Source organism: Granulicatella balaenopterae (assembly GCF_900111135.1).
Classification (GTDB): Bacteria; Bacillota; Bacilli; order Lactobacillales; family Aerococcaceae; genus Granulicatella; species Granulicatella balaenopterae.
On sequence record NZ_FOGF01000004.1, the window covers coordinates 49113 to 75505 of the forward strand.

At 34.4% G+C, this 26393-nt stretch carries 23 protein-coding genes and 1 pseudogene; 17 read left to right on the forward strand and 7 right to left on the reverse strand.

All coding sequences use genetic code 11. The annotated features are described in order from the left end of the window. Window positions 1-3: 3 nt before the first annotated feature. Window positions 4-1623 carry a peptide ABC transporter substrate-binding protein gene (locus BMX09_RS01665; RefSeq protein ID WP_089745967.1) on the forward strand — a complete coding sequence of 540 codons (1620 nt, stop codon included), beginning with the start codon at window positions 4-6 and terminating at the stop codon, window positions 1621-1623. 81 nt (window positions 1624-1704) lie between these two features. Here BMX09_RS01665 and BMX09_RS01670 read toward each other — a convergent pair whose 3' ends face one another. Continuing rightward, window positions 1705-2289: a GNAT family N-acetyltransferase gene (locus tag BMX09_RS01670; protein ID WP_089745968.1), complete on the reverse strand. Its 585-nt coding sequence runs from the start codon at window positions 2287-2289 to the stop codon at window positions 1705-1707. Window positions 2290-2540: 251 nt separating this feature from the next. Here BMX09_RS01670 and BMX09_RS01675 point away from each other — a divergent pair, with 251 nt between their 5' ends. Further along, window positions 2541-2720, forward strand: a complete 180-nt coding sequence (locus BMX09_RS01675) for a 2-hydroxymuconate tautomerase (protein WP_089745969.1) — start codon at window positions 2541-2543, stop codon at window positions 2718-2720. A gap of 46 nt (window positions 2721-2766) precedes the next feature. Here the strand turns inward: BMX09_RS01675 and BMX09_RS01680 are convergent, their stop codons facing one another. Continuing rightward, on the reverse strand, window positions 2767-3975 hold the full coding sequence (locus tag BMX09_RS01680; RefSeq protein WP_089745970.1) for an O-antigen ligase family protein: 1209 nt from the start codon (window positions 3973-3975) through the stop codon (window positions 2767-2769). Between the two features lie 201 nt (window positions 3976-4176). Between BMX09_RS01680 and BMX09_RS01685 the strand changes: the two genes are divergently transcribed. From BMX09_RS01685 to BMX09_RS01710, 6 genes are all read left to right on the forward strand, one after another. Further along, on the forward strand, window positions 4177-4767 hold the full coding sequence (locus BMX09_RS01685) for a chromate transporter (protein WP_089745971.1): 591 nt from the start codon (window positions 4177-4179) through the stop codon (window positions 4765-4767). Then, a complete protein-coding gene (locus BMX09_RS01690) occupies window positions 4764-5321 on the forward strand; it encodes a chromate transporter (protein ID WP_177159492.1) in 558 nt (185 codons plus the stop codon). Before BMX09_RS01685 ends, BMX09_RS01690 begins: the two co-directional genes overlap by 4 nt. Before the next feature lie 12 nt (window positions 5322-5333). Further along, entirely contained in the window at window positions 5334-5906 is a 573-nt protein-coding gene (locus BMX09_RS01695; RefSeq protein ID WP_089745972.1) for a hypothetical protein, read from the forward strand. A 10-nt stretch (window positions 5907-5916) separates the two neighbouring features. Continuing rightward, window positions 5917-7266: a glutathione-disulfide reductase gene (gene gorA / locus BMX09_RS01700; RefSeq protein ID WP_089745973.1), complete on the forward strand. Its 1350-nt coding sequence runs from the start codon at window positions 5917-5919 to the stop codon at window positions 7264-7266. Between the two features lie 195 nt (window positions 7267-7461). Beyond that, the gene (locus BMX09_RS01705; protein WP_089745974.1) at window positions 7462-9243 is read left to right on the forward strand and encodes an NTP transferase domain-containing protein; all 1782 of its coding nucleotides are present in this window, start codon (window positions 7462-7464) and stop codon (window positions 9241-9243) included. Window positions 9244-9259: 16 nt separating this feature from the next. Continuing rightward, window positions 9260-9985 (forward strand): sugar phosphate nucleotidyltransferase, encoded by a 726-nt coding sequence (locus BMX09_RS01710; RefSeq protein ID WP_089745975.1) that lies wholly within the window; start codon window positions 9260-9262, stop codon window positions 9983-9985. Between the two features lie 48 nt (window positions 9986-10033). On the opposite strand, the gene BMX09_RS10235 is transcribed toward BMX09_RS01710, so the two are convergent. The 3 genes and pseudogenes from BMX09_RS10235 to BMX09_RS01720 all read right to left on the reverse strand — a co-directional run bounded on the left by BMX09_RS10235 (window position 10034) and on the right by BMX09_RS01720 (window position 13296). Beyond that, the gene (locus tag BMX09_RS10235) at window positions 10034-10468 is read right to left on the reverse strand and encodes a heavy-metal-associated domain-containing protein (protein WP_245711103.1); all 435 of its coding nucleotides are present in this window, start codon (window positions 10466-10468) and stop codon (window positions 10034-10036) included. 123 nt (window positions 10469-10591) lie between these two features. Further along, window positions 10592-12844, reverse strand: a pseudogene (locus BMX09_RS01715) (heavy metal translocating P-type ATPase); the annotation flags it as partial. Further along, window positions 12844-13296 carry a CopY/TcrY family copper transport repressor gene (locus BMX09_RS01720; protein WP_089745977.1) on the reverse strand — a complete coding sequence of 151 codons (453 nt, stop codon included), beginning with the start codon at window positions 13294-13296 and terminating at the stop codon, window positions 12844-12846. The pseudogene BMX09_RS01715 and the gene BMX09_RS01720, both read right to left, overlap by 1 nt. Before the next feature lie 244 nt (window positions 13297-13540). Here BMX09_RS01720 and nrdI point away from each other — a divergent pair, with 244 nt between their 5' ends. The 7 genes from nrdI to BMX09_RS01755 all read left to right on the forward strand — a co-directional run bounded on the left by nrdI (window position 13541) and on the right by BMX09_RS01755 (window position 20689). Then, on the forward strand, window positions 13541-13906 hold the full coding sequence (nrdI, locus tag BMX09_RS01725; RefSeq protein WP_089745978.1) for a class Ib ribonucleoside-diphosphate reductase assembly flavoprotein NrdI: 366 nt from the start codon (window positions 13541-13543) through the stop codon (window positions 13904-13906). Then, the gene (nrdE, locus tag BMX09_RS01730) at window positions 13899-16076 is read left to right on the forward strand and encodes a class 1b ribonucleoside-diphosphate reductase subunit alpha (protein ID WP_089745979.1); all 2178 of its coding nucleotides are present in this window, start codon (window positions 13899-13901) and stop codon (window positions 16074-16076) included. The genes nrdI and nrdE overlap by 8 nt, the downstream gene beginning before the upstream one ends. 27 nt (window positions 16077-16103) lie before the next feature. Next, window positions 16104-17063 carry a class 1b ribonucleoside-diphosphate reductase subunit beta gene (gene nrdF / locus BMX09_RS01735; protein ID WP_089745989.1) on the forward strand — a complete coding sequence of 320 codons (960 nt, stop codon included), beginning with the start codon at window positions 16104-16106 and terminating at the stop codon, window positions 17061-17063. Between the two features lie 461 nt (window positions 17064-17524). Further along, window positions 17525-18346 (forward strand): MetQ/NlpA family ABC transporter substrate-binding protein, encoded by an 822-nt coding sequence (locus BMX09_RS01740; RefSeq protein ID WP_089745980.1) that lies wholly within the window; start codon window positions 17525-17527, stop codon window positions 18344-18346. Window positions 18347-18428: 82 nt separating this feature from the next. Further along, on the forward strand, window positions 18429-19460 hold the full coding sequence (locus BMX09_RS01745; protein ID WP_089745981.1) for a methionine ABC transporter ATP-binding protein: 1032 nt from the start codon (window positions 18429-18431) through the stop codon (window positions 19458-19460). Continuing rightward, on the forward strand, window positions 19447-20142 hold the full coding sequence (locus tag BMX09_RS01750) for a methionine ABC transporter permease (protein ID WP_089745982.1): 696 nt from the start codon (window positions 19447-19449) through the stop codon (window positions 20140-20142). Before BMX09_RS01745 ends, BMX09_RS01750 begins: the two co-directional genes overlap by 14 nt. Window positions 20143-20209: 67 nt before the next feature. Further along, entirely contained in the window at window positions 20210-20689 is a 480-nt protein-coding gene (locus tag BMX09_RS01755) for a hypothetical protein (protein ID WP_089745983.1), read from the forward strand. A 21-nt stretch (window positions 20690-20710) separates the two neighbouring features. Here the strand turns inward: BMX09_RS01755 and BMX09_RS01760 are convergent, their stop codons facing one another. Together BMX09_RS01760 and BMX09_RS01765 are read right to left on the reverse strand one after the other, a co-directional pair. After that, window positions 20711-21991, reverse strand: coding sequence for an Mbeg1-like protein (locus tag BMX09_RS01760; protein ID WP_089745984.1), 1281 nt, complete (start codon window positions 21989-21991; stop codon window positions 20711-20713). 4 nt (window positions 21992-21995) lie between these two features. Next, window positions 21996-23177 carry an acetyl-CoA C-acetyltransferase gene (locus BMX09_RS01765; protein WP_089745985.1) on the reverse strand — a complete coding sequence of 394 codons (1182 nt, stop codon included), beginning with the start codon at window positions 23175-23177 and terminating at the stop codon, window positions 21996-21998. A 251-nt stretch (window positions 23178-23428) separates the two neighbouring features. On the opposite strand from BMX09_RS01765, the gene BMX09_RS01770 reads away from it, so the two are divergent. Beyond that, on the forward strand, window positions 23429-24595 hold the full coding sequence (locus BMX09_RS01770; RefSeq protein WP_089745986.1) for a hydroxymethylglutaryl-CoA synthase: 1167 nt from the start codon (window positions 23429-23431) through the stop codon (window positions 24593-24595). Between the two features lie 133 nt (window positions 24596-24728). After that, a complete protein-coding gene (locus BMX09_RS01775; protein ID WP_089745987.1) occupies window positions 24729-26198 on the forward strand; it encodes an oligosaccharide flippase family protein in 1470 nt (489 codons plus the stop codon). Window positions 26199-26393 lie beyond the last annotated feature (195 nt).

A 26393-nucleotide genomic window follows, 5' to 3' on the forward strand; every position in this document is an offset into this window, starting at 1 on the left:
GAAATGAAGAATTTTAAAAAGTTTACAATGGCGACGTTAGTATTAGGGAGTTTGGGATTAACAGCATGTTCAACAACAACGCCAACTAATACTGCGAGTAATAGTATTAAGATGACTACATTTGGTGAATTAACGACTTTGGATAGTGTTGATTATAATGATGTGCCGACATCTGATATGATTGGGCAAGTATTTGAGGGTTTGTATCGTGTGGCTCCTAATAATAAGATTGAATTAGGGATGGCTGCAAGCGAACCCGTGATTAGTGAAGATGGTTTAGTTTATACATTTACTTTAAAAGATAATGTTAAATGGTCAAATGGCCAACCGGTTACAGCGCCGGATTTTGTCTATACTTATCGTAAACTAGTTGACCCAGCAGAAGCTAAAGGTATTCAATCAGCAGAAGTCTTTAAAAATGCTAGTAAGATTGCTAAAGGCGAATTACCAGTGGAAGAATTAGGTGTAAAAGCAATTGATAATCAAACTTTGGAGATTACTTTAGAATATCCTGCTCCTTATCTACCTAAATTATTAACAGGAACACGTTTTTTACCACAATCAGTTGAATTTGCTAGTGCAGAAGGGGCAAATTATGGTACAAGCGCTAATGATATTGTTAGTAACGGTCCTTATTTATTAAAAGGGTGGAATGGTTCAGAAGTAGAATGGCAATTAGTTAAGAATCCTGATTATTGGGATAGCGCTAATGTGTCAATGGATGAAATTACGGTTAATGTCTCAAAAGAGGTAGCAACCTCAACAACTTTATTCGATGCAGGTGAAGTACAATATACGGCTATTAGTGATAATTTTGTCGATCAATATAAGAGTCGTCCAGAGTTCCATACGCAACCTAAAGCGATGACGGGTTATATGAGCTTTAATGTTTTGCGTGAGGTGACTGGTAATGTTCATTTCCGCCGTGCTATTGCTATGGCGTATGATAAAGAAGCTTTGGTAACAAATGTGATGAAGGATGGATCAACAGTCTTAAATGGGATTGTTCCTGCTAATTTTGGTTTTAATGATGATAGTGGTGAAGATTTTCGTGATGCTAGTGGGGATGTATTAGCTTATGATGTTGTAAAAGCTCAAGCAGAATGGGAACTAGCGAAAAAGGATTTAGACGTGGATAGTGTGGAAGTGACATTATTAACTTCTGATACTGGTACTTCTAAATTAGTTGGTGAATACTTACAAGCGCAAATTCAACAAAATTTACCAGGTGTAACATTAAATATTAAATCTGTTCCACTAAAAAATCGTTTAGAATTAGAAAAACAAGATGATTTTGATATTTTCTATGGTACTTGGACACCTGATTATCAAGATCCAATGAACTTTTTAGAACAATATACCACAACAGGCGGTATTAACTTTGCAAATTATAGTAATGCGAATTATGATACTTTGATTACAGATATTCAAACAAACTTAGCAACTGATGCTGAAAAACGTTTTGAAAAAATGATTGAAGCAGAGCATATATTAGCAGAAGATGCGATTGTAGCACCGATTTATCAAGGAGCACAAAGTTATTTATTAGCTCCAAATGTTAAAGGCTTACTAGTAACTCCATTTGGTCGTTCTGTAGATTTGCGTTTAGTGACAGTACAATAATAAAAAATACTCACACTGAGATACGGTGTGAGTATTTTTAATGCTAAATGATGTTTAAAAACAATTCTTTATAGCCGTCATTTATTTTTTTAGTTCTTTACGATGGAATTCCCATTGCATATGAGAATAATGGTGAGTAGCTAGTTTACGTTCACTATGATGTCTAAAGCCTAATGCTTGATATAACTTATTGGCTTTTGAATTATTAATATCACAGTTTAACCCAATAATATGTTCACCAGATTGTTGGGCTAATTCTTGTGTGGCGTGAATTAAGCGACTACCAATCCCACGTCCACGGAATTCTGGATGGACCACTAAACTATCTAAATACCATTCACCGGCGAAAGTCTCGCTATCTTCAAAGAATGGCTTAGTAGTGTGTAAATTGTATTTTTGATAAAGATTGGTAAAAGGTAAATCAATTTTTGGTTCGACTTTTCCTGGATAACCATAGACAGCCCCGGCGATTTTACCATCTTGTTCACAGACTAAACAATTTTTTAGACTGTAACGGAATGAATCATCCAACATCGCTTCAAACATCATGCGTTGGAAAGTATGGTCATCAACTTCATTTAAGAATGGTAATTCCATATCTTTTAAGATAATCATAATTAAAGGAAGTAGTTGATCTAATTCATCTTGTTTTGGTTTTCTAATCATGCAGATTCTCCTTTTGTTAATAATATATACTGTAAAATATTGGTTGTTATATCGAATTTTAAAGGATAAATAATTATCTTATTCGATGAGCTTATATATAATTTTACTAGCTTAATACTGGTTTAGCAAGTATTCGGCTATGGATGAGGAAAAAATCAGTCTAAGGTAGTAGAGATAGAGGGGAATTATTTGACGGAAAGCTTTATAAAAAGGTATGCTTAAGTTACCATATAATCTAGGAGGAATGAAGAATGCCATTTGTACATGTTGAGATGTTAGAAGGTCGTACTAGAGAACAAAAAGAGAATTTAGTTAAGGATATTACTGAAGTGGTCGCTAAAAATACTGGTGCACCAACTGATGCAGTCCATGTGATTATTACGGATTTAAAGCCTGAAAATTTAGGTCAAAAAGGTAAGCTAAGAGGATAATAAAAAGCTGAAGCATTAGTCATAAAGATTAGTACTTCAGCTTTTTTTATGTTGTTTTCTTTTTACGGTAAGGTATTTCTTCGTTATATTGAACCCACATTGGCATAGTTGTAATAACTAGTAAGAAGATGAATCCTGTTTGAATCCAAAAAATGGCTAAGTCGACAACTCCATGAACAGCTACTACCACAAAGAAAGACAAGATTAACCCGACGATGGGACGTTTAATCATGGTGCGGCTTAAGGTTAAGAATTGTTGGAATAAGCTATAACATGAGACTAGTAAGATGGATACGCCAATATAACCATAACTTAATAAAGTATCAATATATAAGCTATGAGCATGCTCGTGATAGGGCGCATTGACAATCGGATATTCATGCATATAGGTTAATGGACCTTGACCAAGTAAGCCATTTAGGCGAATCATTTCAACGGCTGATTGCCAAATAGATACGCGTACATCAAGAGAATCTTCAACATGAACCATGCGCATTCCTAAGTTGGATGAGAATAAGAGCCATATAGCAAAACTAAAGAAGGCTACGCTAATCCAAAAAGCATGTGAGTTTTTAATGGTTGTAAATAAATAGATAATTGCCCCACAGATAATAGCTGGAAAAGCAGAACGATTTTGCGTTAAATTTAATGCAACAGCATTGGCAATAATTCCTACAGTTGAGATGATTTTCCAACGTACTGAATGAGTAACATAGATAAAGTAAAAACACAGCATAATGATAAAGCAACAAAATAGTCCATAATAATTTGGATTAAAGAATGTTACTTCGGCACGATTTTCATGTAGTCTTTGCATAGCTGGTGAAATAAAGCTATAGTCGAATTTTTGAACAATTTGATAATGTTCTAAAAAGGCAAATCCAACTGCTAAAAAGCTTAGCATCACAAATGTTTGTAATATCGTATGAAATAATTCAGGTGATATTATCTCTTGGTAATAGCGGAAAAATATAAAGAATAGCATCATTAAAATGGTTACAACTAAACCAATCCAATTAGTAGCTATGATAGATATGATTGCGCTATAAATAATAAACCCTAATAAGAAGGGGGCTTTGTATAAATGGTAAATAATTGGCGTAAGTTTACCCGTTAATAATAAAACTAAAAAATATAGAAAGAATATCATTAAAAACAGATAAAATGGTAAGAATATCGAAATCGATATAAAATAGATAGCCAATTCTTCGTTGGAAAAGCTTCGTATGCGATCCAACATTGTTATTTTTTTCATAGGAACTCCTCAAATCATTATAGTATCCCAGTAATTCTGGGAAATCTTTATTCATTATACAGTATCAAAGCGCAATTGAAAAGAGTTAGCATATTCTTAGTAGTAATAGTTGGTGGATAGTTCACAGTAAATAGATTTATGATAAAATAATATAAGGATAGTTCAACTATTCTAATAGTTAGTGAAGTAAGGGGTTTGTAAATGAGTTTAGAAGTGAGTCATAAAGACCAAGAGATATCTTTGGTACGAATTTTTAAGGAAAGTTTTTATATAAGCGCCTTTACATTTGGTGGTGGCTATGTGATGTTACCATTGATGCGTAATCGTTTTGTAGAGCAATTACATTGGATAGATGAAGAAGAAATGATGGATTTATTTGCAATTGCGCAAACGGCTCCAGGGGCAATGGCTGTGAATGCAGCGATTTTAATTGGATATCGGTTGAAAGGGTTGAAAGGTACTGTGGCTGCAATTGTAGCTACAGTCTTGCCGCCTTTAGTAATTATGACTTTGGTGTCATATTTTTACATTGCTTTTAGTCAAAATGTGATTATTGCCGCTGCTTTGCGTGGAATGCAGGCGGGAGTAGCAGCAATTATTGTCGATGTTGTGATTCGAATGGCGATGGATATTTTTAAGAAAAAATGGCTACCAGCGATAATTATTATGTTTGCCTCGTTTGTTGCGGTATATGTCTTTAAAGTGAATATTGCGATGGTGTTAATCTGTTCTAGTATATTAGGTTTAACATCAGAAAAGGTATGGCCTAAGAAAGAGGTGGATAATAAATGATTGCATTATGGGAATTATTTTTTAGTTATTTTAAGATAGGTATCTTTACATTTGGTGGTGGCTATGCAGCACTACCATTAATTCAAGAGGAAATCGTCCAAAATCGTGGCTGGATTACCATTCAAGAATTCAGTGATTTATTAACGATTTCTCAGATGACACCTGGTCCAATTGCCATTAATGCAGCTACCTTTGTGGGAGCGAAAGTGGCGGGTTTTCCAGGAGCAGTAATTGCGACATTAGGTTCGATTACGCCATCTTTGATGATTGTATTAACACTAGCTTATTTATATTATAAGTATAAAAATTTAACGGAAGTCCAATCGGTATTAAATTCACTCCATCCATCTATTGTAGCTTTTATTGCCTCAGCAGGTGTTACTTTAGTATTAGCTGCGACTTTCCCAGCTGATTTAAAAGGGGGAGTGGATATGTTTGCGGTCGTAGTGATGGCAATAGGTGTCTATATATTAAGAAAATATAAAATAGACCCGATTAAATATATGGTATTTTCTGGTATTTTAGGAGTGCTTTATTATGGCGTTTTTGTGTAGTGAGGTGGTATTATGAAGATAATTAAAAGACATCCATTACCTAGCGAGGAATTAGAGTGGATTGGTATTAATGAAGATTACTTTAAATGTTATCAATCTTATATTAATCGAGAAGCTCCAGGCTATTGTGGTAGTTACTCTGCCGCTGCTTTGACACATTATATTTTAAAAAATATTGAGCATTTGGAAGAAGTTTCAATGGAAAAGCTATTGCAGACATATCGCTTAATGATGGAAGATGTCTTATTATATCCTGGTACTTATTTATGGGATATTGCGCGTGGTTTGAAGGAAGTATTGGTAAAGGGATTTGGTTATCAGATTAAGTCGCATATTTTTTGTGAAAAAGTAGTGGTTGAACAATTGAGTAAAAAAGATCCTTTACCTGTTATTGTTGGTACGGTGGCTGTTTTAGGAAGTCCTTACCAGAATCATTGGGTAGTGGCTTATGCATATGCCAAGGACTCAAGTGGTAAGTTATGGTTTAAGATTTATGATAATCATGGACATTATAAAGCGATTATACCAGCAATTCAAACATTGCGTTGTTGTTATGTCGAGAAGTCAAGTATGGATAAAGGATAGGGGGATAATGATGAGAGAATACGATATTATTACAATTGGTGGCGGAAGCGGTGGTATTGCAACGATGAATCGTGCGGCAATGTATGGTGCTAAAGCGGCTGTTATTGAAGGGAATTTATTAGGCGGAACATGTGTTAATGTTGGTTGTGTTCCTAAAAAGATTATGTGGTATGGTGCACAAGTAACAGAAGCTATTAATAAATATAGTAGTGATTATGGTTTTGATATTCCAAAAGCGAAGATGGATTATCAAGTTTTTCGAGCAAATCGTGAAGCGTATATTGAACGTTCTCGCTCGTCTTATACACGTACATTTCAGAATAATCATATTGATGTAATTGAAGGCTATGCCAAATTTGTTGACAGTCATACTGTTGAAGTGAATGGTGAACTAATCACAGCTAAGCATATTGTAGTAGCACCTGGTGGACGTGCAGTGATTCCACAAATTAAAGGTTGTGAATTGGGTAAGACTTCAAATGATGTATTTGCTTTGGAAGAATTACCGCAGTCTGTTATTGTATTAGGAGCAGGATATATTGCCGTTGAATTAGCTGGCGTATTAGATAGTTTTGGTGTTAAGACTGATTTATGTGTTAGAAAGCATAAACCATTACGTGCCTTTGAAGACTATATTACCGATACTTTAGTAGAAATAATGGAACAAGATGGCCCACGATTACATACCTTTAAAGTTCCAGAAGAATTACAAAAAAATAGTGATGGTACAGTGACTGTTCGCTTTAAAGATGGTACTAGTTTAACTGCAGAAGAAGTTATTTGGGCGGTAGGACGTACACCAAATACAGATTATTTAGATTTAGAAAAAGCAGGTGTTGCCGTCACTCCAAAAGGTCATATTATTGTCGATGAGTATCAAAATACAAACGTGCCAGGAATTTATGCAATTGGTGATGTTACTGAAGCTAAAGAATTAACACCAGTTGCTATTAAAGCAGGGCGTACTTTAGCAGAGCGCTTATTTAATGGAAAAGTTGATGCTAAGATGGATTATTCATTAATTCCAACTGTTATTTTTTCACATCCTGCGATTGGAACTGTTGGTTTAACAGAAAAAGAAGCCATTGAAAAATATGGATCCCAAAAAGTAAAATGCTATACTTCAGGATTTACCTCAATGTATACTGCGTTAGCCGACCATCGTCAAGTATGTCGCTTTAAACTAGTAACTATGGGTGAAGAAGAATTAGTAGTTGGGTTGCATGGAATTGGTTATGGCGTTGATGAAATGATTCAAGGATTTGCAGTTGCAATGAAGATGGGTGCGACAAAAGCTGATTTTGATGCAACAGTGGCAATTCATCCAACAGGTTCAGAAGAATTTGTGACAATGAGATAAATTTATAAGAAAGTATACCTTATAAGATTGCTAGTAGAGTGATTTTATAAGGTTTTTTAGTGAGAAAATAGTGCATAACTCATTTTATAGTATAGAAGTAAAGGAATTTGTTAAGAATGTATATAGTTGATTGACCTTCTAAGGATTAGTGATATAATGAGAATAAGTTCACGAAATCAAAAGGAGCGTATGTACATGAACAAGATTACTAAAGATGTTTTGAACACACTGTTACATCATACAGTCAACACACAACGAGAATTAGTCGAAAAAACAGGCTATTCATTAGGAAGTGTGAATCGTTCGGTGAAAATTTTACAAGAAGAAAATTATATAAATGAAGACTTAAGTATTAATCAACAAGCTAAAGAATTAGCAACTAGTTTAGCACCAGAAAAAGCTATTATTTTAGCGGCTGGATTTGGGATGCGTATGGTACCAATTAATACGCAAACACCAAAAGGTTTACTAGAAATTAATGGTGAGCCGTTAATTGAACGTTTGATTAAACAATTGCATGAAGTTGGTGTGAAGGATATTAGTATTGTGGTTGGTTTTATGAAGGAGCAATATGAATATTTAATTGATTTATATCAAGTAGAATTGGTCGTTAATTCAGATTATGCTGAAAAGAATAACTTACATTCAATGAATTTAGTTGTTGATAAGATTTCTAATACGTATATTATGCCATGTGATATTTGGTGTCAGGAAAACCCATTTTCGAATCAGGAATTATATTCATGGTATATGGTTAGCGATCAATTAGATTTTGAAAGTGAAGTAATGGTGAATCGCAAACAAAAATTAGTTAAAGTGGAAGACAATGGCAATAAAATGATTGGTATTAGTTATATTACCCAAGAAGATGCCCCAGTAATTTGTAAAAAAATTAGTTCCTTAGATAAAAAAGCTGCGTATTATGATGCATTTTGGGAAGCAGCTTTATATCGTCGCGGCCGTATGGTTTTAGAAGCAAAAGTAGTTGATAGTACAAAAGTATTTGAGATTAATACTTATGAGCAATTGCGTGAATTAGATAGCCAATCAAATCACTTAAAATCAGATGCCATTACGATTATTAAAGAAGCTTTAGGGGTTGAGGAAGAAGAGATTGTTGAGATTACGGTCTTGAAAAAAGGGATGACGAATCGTTCGTTCTTATTTACAGCTAAAGGTACCAAATATATTATGCGCATTCCTGGTGAAGGTACTGACCAAATGATTAATCGTTGTGAAGAAGCCAATGTTTATCATAAGATTGCTGATAAAGATATTTGTGATACAATCAATTATATCGATCCTGATACTGGTTATAAAATCACTGAATTTTTAGAAGGTGCACGTGTATGTAATATTGATCATATTGATGATGTGAAAGCTTGTATGCAACGTTTGCGTAGTTTCCACGAAATGGAATTAATAGTTGATCACCGTTTTGATTTATTTGGGCAAATTGAATTTTATGAATCATTATGGAATGGTACACCATCAATGTATAAAGATTATCAAAAAACGAAAAAACATGTTTTAAGCTTACAAAAATTTGTGGAAGCTAATTGTCCAAAAGAGATTTTGGTTCACTTAGATGCAGTCCCAGATAACTTCTTATTTGTACCAACTGCGGATGGACATGAAGAAGTTCGTTTAATTGACTGGGAATATGCAAGCATGCAAGATCCGCATGTTGATATTGCGATGTTTGCGATTTATGCTTTATATAATCGTCAACAAACAGATATGTTAATTGATCAATACTTTACTGAAGGTTGCGACCCACTTGTACGTATTAAAATTTATGCATATATGGCAATTGCAGGTCTTTTATGGAGTAACTGGTGTGAATATAAAGCACAATTAGGAGTGGAATTTGGTGAATATTCATTGCGTCAATATCGTTATGCTAAAGAGTACTATGCGATTGTGAAAGAAGAATTGAAGAAATTAGAAGAATTGAAGAAGTTAGAAGAATTATAAACTAGGGGAGTCTTTTATGAACACAGTAAAAAAAGCGATTATTATGGCAGCTGGAACAGGTTCGCGTCTTCAACCTGTCACATTTACAACACCTAAACCAATGGTAAAAGTTAATGGTAAACGAATGATTGATACGGTTATTGAAGCTTTATTAGCTAATGATATTAGAGAGATTTATGTAGTGGTTGGCTATTTAAAAGAAGCATTCCAAGAATTGGTGAAAGATTTCCCGATGGTGACCTTAATTGATAATCCATATGCAGATACTTGTAATAATATCTCATCATTATATGTCGCAAGAGAACATTTAGGCGATACGATTATTATGGATGGTGATCAAATTATTTATAATCAAGAGATTTTACATAAAGATTTTGATCGCTCTGGGTATAGTTGTACTTGGGCTGAAGAAGAGACTGATGAGTGGTTATTAAGTGTTAATCAAGAGGGTGTAGTTACTTCATGTCGTCGTGATGGCGGAGAAAAAGGTTGGCAATTATATAGTGTCTCACGTTGGAATAAAGAAGATGGTGAGAAGTTGAAAGTTCATTTAGAATATCAATTTGACGTTTTGAAAAATCGCCAAATTTACTGGGATGATGTAGCTTTGTTCTGTCATCCAGAAGACTATCAATTAGGTATTTATCAAATGGAACTGGGAGATTTAGTAGAAGTTGATAATTTATCTGAGTTACAAGAGCTAGACTCAAGTTACAAAGGATTAGAAAGACCAATTAAATAATAGTAATAAAAAAGGATTGAGGAATTTCCCCAATCCTTTTTTATGTTTTTAGTTGATTTCAGTGACGGTGAAGTTGGTACCTTTTAAGGCGTTTTGGTAATCGTCTTTTGTTAGAGCTTTTGAAGTAGTGATGGTTACTTCATTATTTTCGATATTGACTGCGATATTTTCAATATTTGCTAAAGTAGAGAAGCGTTCGGTAATGGTATTTGCACAGTTTTGGCAGTGGATAGTTTCGATAGTTAAAGTTTGTGTCATGGTTGTTTCCTCCGATGTTTTTAGATTTGTTATGACGAAATTAGTATCCTGTAGTGCTTGTTGGTAATCGTCTTTTGTTAGAGCTTTTGACGTTGTAACAGTTACTTCATTATTTTCGATATCAACTGCGACGTTTTCAACACTTGTTAAAGTAGAGAAGTGTTCGGTAATAGTATTAGCACAGTTTTGGCAGTGGATAGTTTCGATTGTTAATACTTGTGTCATGATTGGTGTTGCATGTTCTGTAGATTCAGTAGTTGTTACAGTGCCATCTTTAAGTTCGCTTTCTTGTTGGGCGATGACTTTAATCTCATTATCTTCAGTATGGACATTCGTTAAAGCAACGGTTTTTGGTTGGAATTTTCTTAAGCGTAAAGCATTTAAGACAACGGATACTGAACTGAAGCTCATTGCTAAGCCACCGATCATTGGGTTTAGTAACGGTCCACCAAATAAGTACAATAAGCCCATTGCGATTGGGATACCGATTGTATTATAGGCGAAGGCCCAGAATAAGTTTTGTTTGATGTTTTTAATGGTTGCACTACTTAATTGAATAGCGGTTACGACATTTTGTAAATCATCATTCATTAATACAAAGTCGGCTGATTCAATGGCGACATCAGTTCCTGAGCCAATTGCGATTCCAAGGTCAGCTTGTGTTAAAGCTGGAGCGTCATTGATTCCATCACCAACCATAGCGACAGTGCGACCTTCTTTTTGGTATTGTTTCACAATTCGGGCTTTATCTTTTGGTAAGACATTGCTGACAACTTCTGTGATATGTGCTTGTTGGGCGATGGCTTTGGCTGTTAAGGCTTGGTCACCAGTTACCATTACGACATTTAAGCCCATTGCTTGTAAGGTTAGAACAGCTGAAGCACTTGTTTGTTTGATTGTATCACTAATTGCGATTACCCCGATGACTGTTTGTTCATTGGCAATGTAGATAACGGTTTTACCAACATTTGATAAAGGTGTTGTTTGTTGTGTTACGTTAGCGGTTGTGATATTTTCTTGGTTCATAAAACGTTCATTACCGATAATAATTTTTTCATTTTTGTAGATTCCTTGGACACCATTCCCTGGTAAAACTTTAAAATCAGTGACAGCTGCTAAATGAATATCTTGTTCTTGGGCTTTTAATAAAATTGCTTTTGAAAGTGGGTGTTCAGAATATTGTTCAATTGATGCAGCTAATTGTAATAATTCTTTTTCTGGGTAGTCTTTTGTTAATGGTAAGATGTCTGTTACAACTGGTTTCCCTTGTGTGATGGTACCGGTTTTGTCGAAAATAATGGTATCAATTTTATGAGCAATTTCTAACGCTTCACCGGATTTGATGAGGATACCATGTTTGGCACCTTGACCTGTTCCGACCATAATAGCAGTTGGTGTAGCTAGTCCTAAAGCACATGGACAAGCGATAATTAAGACTGCGATAAAGATAGATAAGACGAAGCTAATGGGTTCTTGTCCAATGAAGTACCATGCTAAGGCGGCGATGAAGGCTAAACTAATAACAGTTGGTACAAAATAATGCGCAACGGTATCGGCTAATTTGGCAATTGGCGCTTTTGAACCTTGAGCATCTTCAATTAAATGGATGATTTGTGCTAAGGTAGTGTCATTTCCGACTTTAGTAGCTTGGTATTCAATGACGCCTGTTGTATTAATAGTAGCGCTAACGATTGGGTCGCCAATATTTTTTGAAACAGGCATGCTTTCACCAGTAATCATAGATTCATCAACGGAAGTATGGCCTTTTGTTAGCACGCCATCGACAGGCATTTTTTCGCCAGCTTTTACGAGAATAGTATCGCCGACTTGAAGTTCTTCTGTTTTAATGACTTTAGTTTCTCCATCAACGATAATAGTTGCTTCATCGGGAGCTAATTCCATTAATGACTGGATTGCTTGTGATGTTTTATTTTTGGCTTTGTTTTCAAAATATTTTCCTAGAGAAATTAAAGCGATAATAACAGCAGTTGATTCAAAGTATAATTGGTGTACATAATGTTCTTGACCATTAATGATTTGAATTGTTGCATACATACTATAAATAAATGCAGAGCTAGTACCAATTGCGACTAAACTTTCCATACTTGGGTGTAAACTGATTAAATTTTTAAAGCCTTTTTTATAAAGCTTACGACCAATAATCATCACTGGGACAGCTAAACATAATTGAACTAGCGCAAAAGCTAATGGATTGTTAGTTGGAGTAATAGCATTTGGAATAGGTAAACCCATCATTGACCCCATTGAAATGTATAATAAAGGAATCGTGAAAATAAACGCTAATATTAATGTTTTACGTTGGCGTTCTAACTTTTCTAAGCGTTGGTTGATAAATTCTTTTTTATCTTCACTAGTAATCGTATTGTCCATTAATTTGGCAGAGTAACCAATTTGGCTAATAGCATAACAAACTTGATCAATAAATTCTTGGCCACTTTCTTCAGTTGTAATGGTTAATTTTTCGGTGGCTAAGTTAACGGAAGCTTTTTTTACTCCGGGTATTTTTTTAGCAGTATCTTCAACGTTTCCTGAGCAACTTGCGCAACTCATTCCGTCAATTTTAAATGTATAAGTATTCATTATTTTTCCTCCCTTTCTTTTGCGTGACAATGACAGCTGCATTGCCCAATTGGACAGCCACATTCTAATTGGGCAACAGCCGTTTGTTTTTTTTCCTCTAGTATGGCTTCTAGATAAGCTAGTTGACGTTTGGTGAAGGGTCTTTTTTCGATAAATTCACCTAATAATTGTTCTTTTTTATTAGCACAAATGTTATCAAATAAATAATCCATTTCACGAGTGAGATGCTCATGTTCACTAATTAAGGCCACATATTGATAGGGCCTTTTTTTATTTGTAATGGCGATACAATTTTTCTTTTGTAATCGCGTAATTAATGTTTTGATAGTTGAGGTCTTCCAAGCATATTTTTGGGTTAAGACTTCAATAATATAATTTGAAGTGGTACCTGGATTCGCCCAAATAACACGCATCACTTGCCATTCAGCTTTACTGATAGTAGTGTCGTTCAAAGTGCATCAACTCCTTTCTTTAATTGACTCTAACTAAAGTTTACAACTGTAGATTTAAAATGTCAACTATAAAAACTGGTACTTTATTTAGTGGTTCTATTAACAACAGGCACAATATATGGTATTATCTCTTCATGGTTACAAGAGTATATTTGTTGAATAGTTGTAGTTTAGTCGGTATAATGGGGTAATGACAAAAAGAGAACATATTTTAGATAGATAAAATGACAAAGGACGGGATTAGATGAAAGTAGTATATATGTCTTTAACAGGGCAAACACGTAGATTTGTAGCAAAGCTTGAGATGGATTCGCTTGAAATTCATCCAGATAATGCCTTCCAAGAAATTTTTGAGCCATTCATTATCATTGTGCCAACATATGATATAGAAGTAACAGAGATTATGAATGATTTTATTGAGACTGGCAATAACCATTCATTTTTACGTGGAGTAGCAGGCAGTGGCAATTTGAATTTTGATAATTTATTTTGTTATACAGCTAAGGATTTAGCAAAAGAGTATCAAGTACCATTAATTCACTGTTTTGAGTTTCAAGGGACAGACGAAGATGTAAAATTTATAAAGGAAAAGGTGAGTGCACTTGGATAAACCAAAATTAGTTAATAAGAACCATGAAGTAACTTATTTTGCTTTAAATAATGAATTGAATCGACCAATTAATGGTAAGATTCCTTTAGAAAAAGATAAGGAAGCTGTTAGGGCATTCTTTTTAGAACACGTAAATCCAAATACGGTATTTTTCTATACTTTAGATGAGAAGTTAGATTATTTAATAGAACATGATTATTTAGAAGAAGAGTTTTTAGCAAAATATTCGCGTGATTTTGTAAAAGAATTAATGCAATCAACTTATCAAAAGAAATTTCGTTTTAGATCATTTATGGCGGCTTTTAAATTTTATAAACAATATGCTTTAAAAACAGATGATGGAGAGCGTTATTTAGAACGTTTTGAGGATCGTATTGTTTTTAATGCATTATATTTAGCAGATGGCAATGAGCAATTAGCGAGAGATTTAGCAGAAGAAATGATTCATCAACGCTATCAACCAGCAACGCCAACTTTTTTAAATGCTGGGCGCAAACGTCGTGGAGAATTGGTATCGTGCTTTTTGGTGCAAGTGACAGATGATATGAATAGCATTGGTCGTACGATTAACTCAGCACTGCAATTATCACGAATTGGTGGTGGTGTGGGTGTTAGTTTATCTAATATTCGTGCGGCTGGTGATCCAATCAAAAAAATCGAAAATGCTTCAAGTGGTGTTGTGCCAATTATGAAATTATTAGAAGATAGCTTTAGTTATTCTAATCAATTAGGACAAAGAAATGGTGCTGGAGCAGTTTACTTAAATGTATTCCACCCAGATATTGTATCGTTTTTATCAACTAAAAAAGAAAATGCGGATGAGAAGATTCGTGTGAAAACTTTATCGCTAGGATTAGTCGTTCCAGATAAGTTTTATCACTTAATTAAAGCCGATGATATGATGTATTTATTCAGTCCTTATGATGTAGAACGTGAATATGGTGTGCCATTTTCATATGTGGATATTACGAAAGAGTATGACAATTTAGTGAATAATCCTAATATCCGCAAATCAAAAATTCGTGCCCGTGAATTAGAACAAGAAATCAGTAAATTACAACAAGAATCCGGTTATCCTTATATTATTAATATCGATACGGCAAATCGAAATAATCCAATTGACGGTAAAATTATTATGAGTAATTTATGTAGTGAAATCTTGCAAGTACAAGAACCATCTGTTATTACCAATAGTCAAGAATATGAAGTATTAGGTACAGATATTAGTTGTAATCTAGGCTCAACAAATATTGTGAATATGATGCAGTCGCCTAATTTTGAAAAATCAATTACAACAGCTGTACGTGCTTTAACCTTTGTAACAGATCATTCAGATATTGATGCTGTACCAACTGTAAAAAATGGTAATCGTAAAGCTCATACAATCGGTTTAGGTGCGATGGGATTACATACTTTCTTTGCATTGAATCAAATGGAATATGGCTCACCTGAATCAATTGAAGCGACTGATTTATATTTCCGTTTATTAAACTTTTATACATTAAAAGCAAGTAACCAGATTGCTAAAGAGCGTGGTATTATGTTTGATGGTTTTGAAAAATCACAATATAAAACAGGTGAATATTTCACACCATATTTAGCAGAAGATTGTGTGATTCAATTTGAAAAGAATCAAGAAATATTTGCTGATTTACCAGTACCAACGAAAGCAGATTGGCAAGCACTAAAAGAAAGTGTAGCAGAATTTGGTTTATACCACCAAAATCGTCTAGCGGTTGCGCCAACGGGTTCTATTAGTTATGTGAATGAGACTTCAGCCAGCTTGCATCCGATTACTCGATTAATTGAAGAACGTCAAGAAAAGAAAACTGGAAAGACATATTATCCTGCACCTTATCTATCAAATGAGACGCTACCATATTATAAATCTGCTTATGATATTGATATGCGTAAGGTGATTGATGTCTATGCAGCTGCCCAAAAACATATTGACCAAGGAATGAGTATGACATTATTTATGCGTGCAGAGCTTCCAGAAGGGATGTATCCTTGGAAAGACGGTCGTACCAATAAAATGACAACTAGAGATTTAAATATCTTACGTAATTATGCTTGGCATAAAGGTTTGAAATCAATTTATTATGTTCGTACATTTACAGAAAATAATGAAGAAATCGGTAGTAATGCATGTGAAAGCTGTTCAATTTAATCAAAAGGGTGTGAAAATGTGGAAGAAATAAATGAAAAATATATTGCCATTAACTGGAATGAAATAGAAGATATGATTGATAAATTAACTTGGGAAAAGTTAACAGAACAATTTTGGCTTGATACACGAATTCCTTTATCAAATGATTTAGATGATTGGCGTATGCTAACACAAAAAGAACGTGATATGATTGGGAAAGTCTTTGGTGGATTAACACTTTTAGATACCTTACAATCGCAAGATGGCGTAGATGTGATTCGTAGTGATGTCCGTACGCAGCATGAAGAAGCCGTTTTAAATAATATTCAATTTATGGAGTCGGTTCATGCTAAGAGTTATTCTTCTATTTTTAGTACATTAAATACTAAGTCTGAAATTGAAGAAATATTTGCCTGGACGAATGCTAATCCTCGCTTGCAATGGAAAGCCAATCGTATTAATGAAATTTATCAAAACGGCACAGCGTTACAGAAAAAAGCTGCTAGTGTTATGTTAGAGACATTCTTATTCTATTCAGGATTTTTTGCGCCGTTATGGTATTTAGGTAATAATAAATTAGCCAATGTTGCGGAAATTATAAAGTTAATTATTCGGGATGAATCTGTTCATGGGACATATATTGGCTATAAATTTCAAATTGGCTATAATCAATTACCGAGTGAGGAACAAGAAGTATTAAAAAATTGGATTTTCCAAAATATTTATGAATTGTATACCAATGAAAGTAAATATGTAGAAGAATTATATGATGGTTTAGGATGGAGTGAAAAAGTAAAAGTCTTTATCCGTTATAACGCCAATAAAGCGCTACAAAATTTAGGCTTTGATCCATTATTTCCAGAGACTGCTGCAGATGTAGATCCAATTGTTATGAATGGTATTTCAACAGGAACAAGTAATCATGACTTCTTCTCACAAGTTGGTAATGGTTATTTATTAGGTTCAGTTGAAGCAATGAGTGATGAAGATTACATAAAATGGCAATAAGATTAAAACAGATTAAAAAAAGATTAAAAATGTTATGTTTTACGATTGACAAAGAGCGTTTTCAGTTGTAAGATTACAACAACCTAGTGAAAACTTACTCTTTTAAGCATAAACAGAGTATCAGGATAAATCAATGCACAAATATAATATATGAAGCGATGAATGGATAAGTAAGCATAGTCGAACTGTTAAAGAGAACTCGGATGGTGAGAAAGAGTACAGTAAGCGTGTCTGAAAATGGTCCTGGAGCTACAATGGTGATGAAGCCATTGCGGGGTTGTGTCCGATATCAACACAAGAGTATCTTGCGAGCATTATGACTAGTGATGTACTTTTTGAGCTATCAGTTGTGAAGCTGATAGGAACTAGAGTGGTAACACGAACCTTTCGTCTCTAGCCTGATAAGGGCTTGGGAGGGAAGGTTTTTTTTATGGGGAAATATAATAAAAGGAGGGAAAAAGATGAATGGTAAAAAGAAATTAGTCGTAGGGTTAATTAGTATGGTGATGGGTGTATTAAGTGCTTGTGGTGGACCGATAGAAACCCCTGAAAATGTGATTACAGTGATTGCTTCACCAGTTCCGCATACTGAAATCTTAGAGGCAGCTAAACCAATATTAAAAGAAAAAGGTTATGATTTAGAAATTACGATTGTGAATGACTATCAAACTCCAAATCGAATTGTAGCGGATGGTTATGCGGATGCGAATTATTTTCAACATTCACCCTATTTGGAATTATTCACCAAAGAAAACAATTTAGATTTAGTTAGTGTGGGGAATGTTCATTTGGAACCAATGGCAGTGTATTCAAAAAAGTATCGAAGTTTAACGGATTTACCAGATAATGCTGTCGTATATGCTTCTACTAGTGTGGCGGATATTGGGCGTTGTATTGATTTCTTTGTGCAAGCAGGTTTGATGGAAGTATGCGATGGAGTAACAGCTGTAGATGCTAGGCTAGAAGATATTATCTCTAATCCCAAACAGATTGAGATTAAACCTGAGATTGCGCCGGAATTTTTAGTAACAACTTATCAGCAAGAAGAAGGCGATGCGGTAATTATTAATGCGAACTTTGCCATTGATGCGGGACTTTCACCAACGAGAGATGCGATTGCAGTTGAGTCATCTAATTCACCATATGCTAATTTAGTTGCGGTTAGACCGGAATCAGTCGATAAAGAAAAGATTAAAGTGTTAATGGACGTCTTACAAAGCCAGGAAATTAAAGATTATATCAAAGAAAGTTATCCAGATGGTTCAATCTTACCAGCTGAATAAAGGCAAGGGAAGTGCGAGAGCAAAAAGAGAAAATAAAACGAAAAAACGTTTTAAACTAATATAAATGGAGAGGAGCACAAAGATGATTAGAGTAAAAGATGTTTCAAAAGTGTATCAGACGTCACAAGGAGCAGTAACAGCTGTTGATCATGTATCTTTAGAAATTGGAAAAGGTATGATTTATGGGATTATTGGCTTTTCAGGTGCAGGGAAAAGTACTTTAGTCAGAATGGTTAATGGTTTGGAAAGCGTAACAAGTGGTAGTATTTGGGTAAATGATAAAGATATCGTACAATTATCACAAAAAGAATTATTACAAGCTCGCTTAAAAATAGCGATGATTTTTCAACATTTTAATCTTTTATGGTCACGTACCGTTGAAGAAAATATTAGCTTTCCTCTAGAAATTGCGGGTATGAAAAAAGTCGAGCGTCAAAAACGTGTAGCAGAATTAGTGCAATTAGTAGGTTTACAAGGGCGCGAAAAGTCTTATCCAGCCCAATTATCAGGTGGTCAAAAACAACGTGTTGGGATTGCCCGTGCTTTGGCGAATAATCCGGAAGTCTTATTATGTGATGAAGCAACGAGCGCCTTAGACCCGAAAACAACAGATGATATATTAGCTTTATTAGCAAAGATTAATCGTGAATTAGGCTTAACGATTGTGATGATTACTCATGAGATGCAAGTGGTCAGTAAGATTTGTCATAAAGTAGCGGTAATGGAAAACGGACGTGTGATTGAAGAAGGTGCGGTAGTTGATGTTTTTCGTAATCCACAACATCAAGTGACAAAACAATTTGTTGGTAGTGAACGACATGAAGAGAATTTAGAAGAAGTCTTAACGCAATTAGGAGATGGCTTAAAAGGTGGAACTTTAGTACGTTTGAATTACTTTGGTCATGAGACTGCTGATGGTATTTTGGCAGATGTGATTCGTGAATTTAATGTGGGGATGTCAATTATTCAAGGAAGTGTGCAAATTACGCAAGAAGGGCCATTGGGTAATTTACTAGTATTAGTGGAAGCAGAAGGTCCTCGTCTAGGTGAGATGATTAAAGTATTTGAAAAAGGTCGTGTATCAGTGGAGGTGATTGAAGATGAACGTATTTAATGTTGTGTTTGCGAGTAATATATTATCATTTGACAATGTTTTGTGGGGGGATGTTTATAAAGCGACTTTAGAGACGTTACATATGACGGTGGTATCGACAATCTATGTATTTGTGATTGGCTTAGTGCTAGGGATTTTATTATATGTAACAGATGAAAATCATGCATGGGAAAATAAATTTGTACACGGTGCTTTATCATTTGTGGTAGATATTTTCCGTTCAATTCCATTTGTTATTTTGATTGTATTATTAATTCCTGTGACTAAGGTGTTGGTTGGAACAATGTTAGGACCTAAAGGAGCAATTCCAGCTTTAATTATTAGTGCTGCACCATTTTATGCTCGCCTAGTATCGATTGCTTTAAATGAGATTCCAGTAGGGGTTGTCGAAGCGGCTGAATCAATGGGGGCAACAACTTTGAAAATTATTTGGAAAGTCTTAATTCCTGAAGCATTGCCGGCTTTGATTTCTGGGATTACGGTTACGGCGATTGCCTTAATTGGTGCGACTGCTGCTGCGGGTGTTATTGGTTCTGGTGGTTTAGGAACTTTAGCGTATTTGATTGGTTATACTCGTAATAAGCAAGATATCGTCTTAGTAGCAACGGTGATGATTTTGATATTAGTTTTTGTGATTCAATTGATGGGTGATTATTTTACGAAACGTGTAGATAAGCGTTAATTAAATTTCCTCTTTTTTATAAAATCATGTATGATAGATAAGATAAGTCTGAAAAGGGGAGAAAGTAATGATTATACAAGGTGAAGGTATTTATTTTGAATGGAGCTTTGAAGAGCTAGTGCAAGGTGAATATATTAAAAATCGTATTCAAACAGAGATTGATAGTCACACAGTAAATCAAATTAATACAAGTTTAACAACAACTCAATTAGAAAATTTATTAACTAGTTGGGAACAAGTGAGTAGTGGTGAATTAGATTGGTATCATTCAGATTTTAAAGATTCTGGCTTATCTCTTAATCTTGAACGTGGAGCAGAAGCAATTTATTTAGTAATTGAAGTGACGGAAGAAGTTATTCAAACGAATCCAACGACAACAATCGGTATTGATTTATTAACGTTAACGCAAGAAGGCTTAGTAGAAGACAATCTATCAGAACAAGCTAAGTCAGAACAAGCGCAATTATTTGAATTAGAAGTCGAATTAACATCTGAGGAATTAACTGATTTTATTAGTGATATTAAAGATAATTATGATGTATTATAAAAAATAAAACGTCTAAACCCATTATTTAGTGGATTTAGGCGTTTTTTGTTTGTAGCTTTTGTAAAGTTCTTGGTATTTTTGGGTTTCTGAACTTAATTTGTTTGATAAGATAATTCCTCTTTTTTTAGGAGGATTTAATTGTGCTAGCCAATCTTCTATCGATGGTAATTCAAATTTCGGCAGAGATTTTGCTAGGTCGGCACTCCATTCTTGGTAATCAATCGATAATAGTGTCCAAGCAACACGCATTAGCATTTCTTGTTCAGTCTTATCGAGTTTCTTTTTATTTTTTAGGAATAAATTTAAGCGCTTAGGGAAATTATTAGCTAAATCTTCTAATGTTTCTGAGCCGGTTGAATATAATAAATCAAAAAAAGTATCCCAAAAGTTAGCTAGTTCTTCTTCTGATAGGGTATCGGTCCAAGTTTTGAACATGCGGTCAATGCGATGGCTACGTTTGGTAACATCATCTAAATAAATAAAGTTCCCATTTTCAATTTGCCAACTAAAGGCGCTATGTTGCATTAACCCACGTGCATTACTTTTAATAACATTATGTGGGCGATCGCGGTCTAAAAACATCCCAACAACAGAATCTTGTGGTAAGTAGGCTTTAACTTTTGCTTTAATGGATTGGTATTTATTGCTTTTAATTTGTGAAGGGTGTAACCCAGGTGAATCAAAACAATAAACAGCTTCAATTCGGTCTTGGTAGGCTTTATCAATTGCATACGCTGCATATAAAGATAGATTTCCGCCCTTTGAATGTCCTGTAATTTGGAAAGTATCAGTAGATGTATCCATCACTTTTTTTAGATAATTGCGAGCAGAAGTTTGTGCGGGTACTTCAGTCATATAGGTCATATTGGAATCTTCTTTCCAACCAACTAAATTATCATCCGTTCCACGAAAAGCTACGATGGAAGTGTCTTGATCGAGTTTATAAGCAACGGCACAAAATTGTTTTTCATGATCTAAGTTAATATCATTTACATAGCCATACAAAATAATATCTTGAAATCTTTTGGATGAGGTTAAGGCATCGATTAAATCAACACGCTCATGCGTTAACATAAACCAAGTCGCCCATTCATCTTCCTCTTGTTTTTTTCTAAAATTTTTAACCGGTTCTTGGAACTCCCCGATGGCAATACCATGATGAACATCTAAAGCATAGGGAACAATCGAATCAAAAGGTAGATAGGATAATTCCGTTAAAACGAGCATATCCACATGATTAAAGGGCTGTTCTTTAAAGGTGAGCTGTTTCGTTTCTTCGATATAGTCAAGCATATTTGGCATATAATCACTCCCTTGTAATTAAGATTGATACACCTAACCCACCGCCAATACATAATGAGGCGATACCTGTTTTTTTATCTTGGCGAATTAATTCATGTAATAAAGTTACTAAAATTCTAGCGCCTGATGCTCCAATTGGGTGACCTAAAGCAATTGCGCCACCGTTGACATTGATTTTTTCATCAGGGATTTCTAAAGTATTTTTAACGGCTACGCTTTGAGCAGCAAATGCTTCGTTTATTTCAAATAAGTCAATATCATCAATAGTTTTATTAGCTTTGTTTAATAGACTATTAATGGCATCAATTGGTGATACACCCATAATACTTGGGTCAATACCTACTTCAGCGTAATTTTCAATAGTTGCTAGGATTTCTATACCTAATTCTTCAGCTTTTTGACGGCTCATTAAGACTACAGCTGCTGCGCCATCATTAATACCAGATGAATTACCCGCTGTTACGCTACCGTCTTTTTGGAAGGCTGGGCGTAATTTTGCTAAGGATTCTTTAGTAGTAGTTGGACGGATAAATTCATCATCTTGGAAGATAAAATCTTCGCTGCGACGTTGTGGAATAGCAACAGGTGTGATTTCTTCTTTAAAACGGCCATCAGTTTGAGCTTGTGTGGCACGCATTTGGGACTGTAAAGCATAATTGTCTTGTTCTTCACGAGTGATATGATACATTTGGGCAACTTTTTCAGCTGTTAATCCCATTGATTCTTGGCTAAAAGCATCGGTTAAGCCATCATGAAATAATGAATCTACCATAGTAACATTTCCAGCTTTAACTCCAAAACGTTGGTTAAATAGATGAGGAGCTAGTGACATATTCTCGCATCCTCCAGCAACGATTACTTGGCTATCACCTAAACGAATGGATTGGACAGCTAAGATTAAGGCTTTTAGACCTGAACCGCAAACCTCATTAATGGTCATTGCTGTGGTTGTTAATGGTAAATGAGCATTTAAAGCAATTTGGCGAGCAGGATTTTGCCCTAAGCCTGCTTGTAAAACATTACCAAAAATTACTTGATCAATCATTTCTTCTTTTAAGCCAGCTTTTTTAATGGCAGCAGAAGTAACGAGTGTGCCTAATTTAATAGCGGGAATTTCTTTTAAACTTCCACCAAACTTTCCGATAGGGGTTCTTGTGGCACTAACAATAACGACATCTTGTAACATATATTTCTCCTTTATGATAACTAATAATGAATTATTAGCAGTTTTTTTTGATATATAAAACATTGTACGACAGAATTATCCCAAAAGTGTACTGATTTATCTTAATAAATGTTTAAGTTTTTTATAAATCCCTATAAATATTAGTAATATAATTTGTGTCAAGTGCTCATTTTTGCTACTATAATACGTGCTTAGTATGTTTTTTAGATAGAAAAAATAAATTAAATTATTGATAAATAAGGGAGAAAATTATGAATATAGGAATTGATAAGATTGGCTTTTATGTACCACCATTTGTATTAGATATGGAAGACTTAGCAGTGGCGCGTCAAGTAGAGCCTGCTAAATATACAATTGGAATTGGTCAAAGTAAAATGGCAGTAGCGCCAATTACCCAAGATATTGTTTCAATGGCAGCTAATGCGGCAAGTATGATTTTAACACAAGAAGATAAAGAAGCGATTGATATGGTCTTATTTGGAACAGAAACTGGGATTGACCAATCAAAATCTGCAGCAGTTTATATGCAAAGTTTATTAGGATTATCAAATCGTATTCGTTGCGTAGAATTAAAACATGCTTGTTATGGTGCAACAGCCGCATTGCAATTAGCAAAAGCGCATGTTGCATTGAATCCAGAAGCAAAAGTATTAGTGATTGCAAGTGATGTAGCCAAATATGGTTTACAAAGTGGCGGTGAACCAACGCAAGGTGCTGGAGCAGTGGCGATTTTAGTGGCGAAAGATCCTCATGTATTAACGATTGATCAAGAGACAAGTCTGTTTTCTGATGATGTGATGGATTTCTGGCGTCCAAACGATTGTCCATATCCATGTGTTGATGGAAAATTCTCAAATGAACAATATATGCGTTTCTTTGCGGAAGTGTGGCAAGACTATCGTGATCGTTTTAATAGTCAATTATCAGATTTCGCGGCAGTTTGTTTCCATTTACCATATAGCAAAATGGGCTTAAAAGCATTCAAACCATTCTTAGCAGAAGAAGAGGAAGAACTGAGCGCACGTTTATTAGAACGTTACCAAATCTCCACTCAGTATAATCGCCAAATTGGGAATGTTTATACAGGCTCATTGTTTGTTGGCTTTGTATCATTATTAGAAAATTGTCAAGAGTTAACAGCTAATGATAAAATTGGTTTCTTTAGTTATGGTTCAGGTGCAGTAGGGGAATTCTTTACGGGTCATTTAGTAGAAGACTATGAAAAATACTTATATACAGACAACCATCAAGCTCTATTAGCTAATCGCAAACCACTTAGCGTAAAAGAATATGAACAAATCTTTATGGATATGGTGGATGAATCAACTAGCGACCAAGACTTTTCAGATCGCCAAGATGCTAGTCTTGTGACATTGCGTGGTATTAAAGATCAAAAACGTATTTATCAAGTAAAATAACAGTAAATACCAAGTCGAGTAGCAGCGTTTATAACTGTTTCACTCGACTTTTTTTAAGGTTTTACATTAATTTTAGAATTGTTTGATTTTATCATGGTATAATGTATCAGATAAATAAATTTAGGAGGAAATTATGAAAGATATACGAGCGAATGCTTTTGCGAATATGTTAGTAAAATTATTAAATATTGTCTTCCCATTAATAACGACGGCTTATCTATCGCGGGTGTTAAGTAAACCATTGTATGGGGAGTTTAATATAGCTAATACCTATTTGAATTTATTTGTGCCATTTGCTACTTTTGGTGTTTATAATTATGGGATTCGGGAAATCAGTAAAGTAAAGGATAATAAAGATAAGATTAATCATATGTTTTCAGCATTGTTTTACGTTTCAGTGGGCTGTACCTTAATTACAACATTATTATTTTTAGGTTGTATTCCTTTATATACAGCTAGCCCTAATGTACGAATGTTAATCTATATTTTAACCATTCAATTAGTATCGCAAATGTTTTATATCGAGTGGATGAATGAAGCGTTTGAAGATTATAGCTTTATTTTCTATAAAACCTTTATTTTTAGAATTATTATGTTAGTAAGTATTTTTATGTTTGTTAAAAAAAGTGATGATATTATGATTTATGCATTAATTTTATCGCTTAGTCATTTAGGGAATTATCTAGCAAGTTTTATTTGGATTAAGCGTTCAGTGAAGTTTGTTAAGGTGAAGTTATCATTTTATAAACGCTTGTATCGTCCATTGATTGGATTATTCTTATTAGCAAATGCAAATATGCTTTATACATTATTAGACAGAACATTTATTGCACGTGTAGGGATACCAGAAGATGTGTCTAATTATACGAATGGTCAAAATATTGTGATGTTGATTGTTGGTGTAGTAGGTGGGGCAGTAAGCGTTAGTGTGCCACGTTTGGGATATTATTTAGGTAAGCGAGATCATGAAGCCTATCGGGAATTGATTTATAAGGGGAGTCGTTGGTTTTCTTTAGCGATTGCGCCGATTGGAATGGGGCTTGCTGTTTTAGGGACCCAAGCTACTGTTTTAATGTATAGTGATAAATATGTTGCCGGTGGGATTGTAACGACGATTTTTGCGATTCGAACCATTTCTTGGGCGATTGAGATTTTATTAGGGACTCAAGTAATTTTGATTAATGGTTTTGAAAATAAATTAACGAAATTTTATTTTGTTGGTGGAGCGATGAACTTTATGTTAAATAGTTTATTATATGCGAATGGGATGGCCAATCCAGCCTATTATGTAGTGACAACTATTTTATCAGAATATGTGGTAATCTTTTTAGAATATAGCTTCATTCGCAATGCTAAGTTATTAGATGTTAAACCAATTTTTGCAACATTTGCTAAGTATGCATCAATTTCATTAGGTTTTGTACCAATTTCATTAGCTATTAAATATCTATATCCTGTTGAAATGAGTGTTAGTGGTCCATTTTTATTAAGTATAGTGATGATTATTATTGCTTGTGTTATATATTATGTGGCTGTTTTATGGATGACAAAAGATGAGATGTTTATTCAAGCACAATCAGTAATTAAAGAAAAATTAGCATAAGTTAAAAGGTTTGAAGATATATATCTTCAAACTTTTTTTACACAATAAATAAGGAGAAATGAAAAGGCTCTTCGTCAAGTAGTGTTGTTGAGGAGTTATGAAAAGAAATCTGAAAGATTTATATTAGGGCTTAGTGGACTTGTTTACCACACAAAAGAGGTAGGAAACATTTGTCAAGGAGAAAAGCGTAAGCGT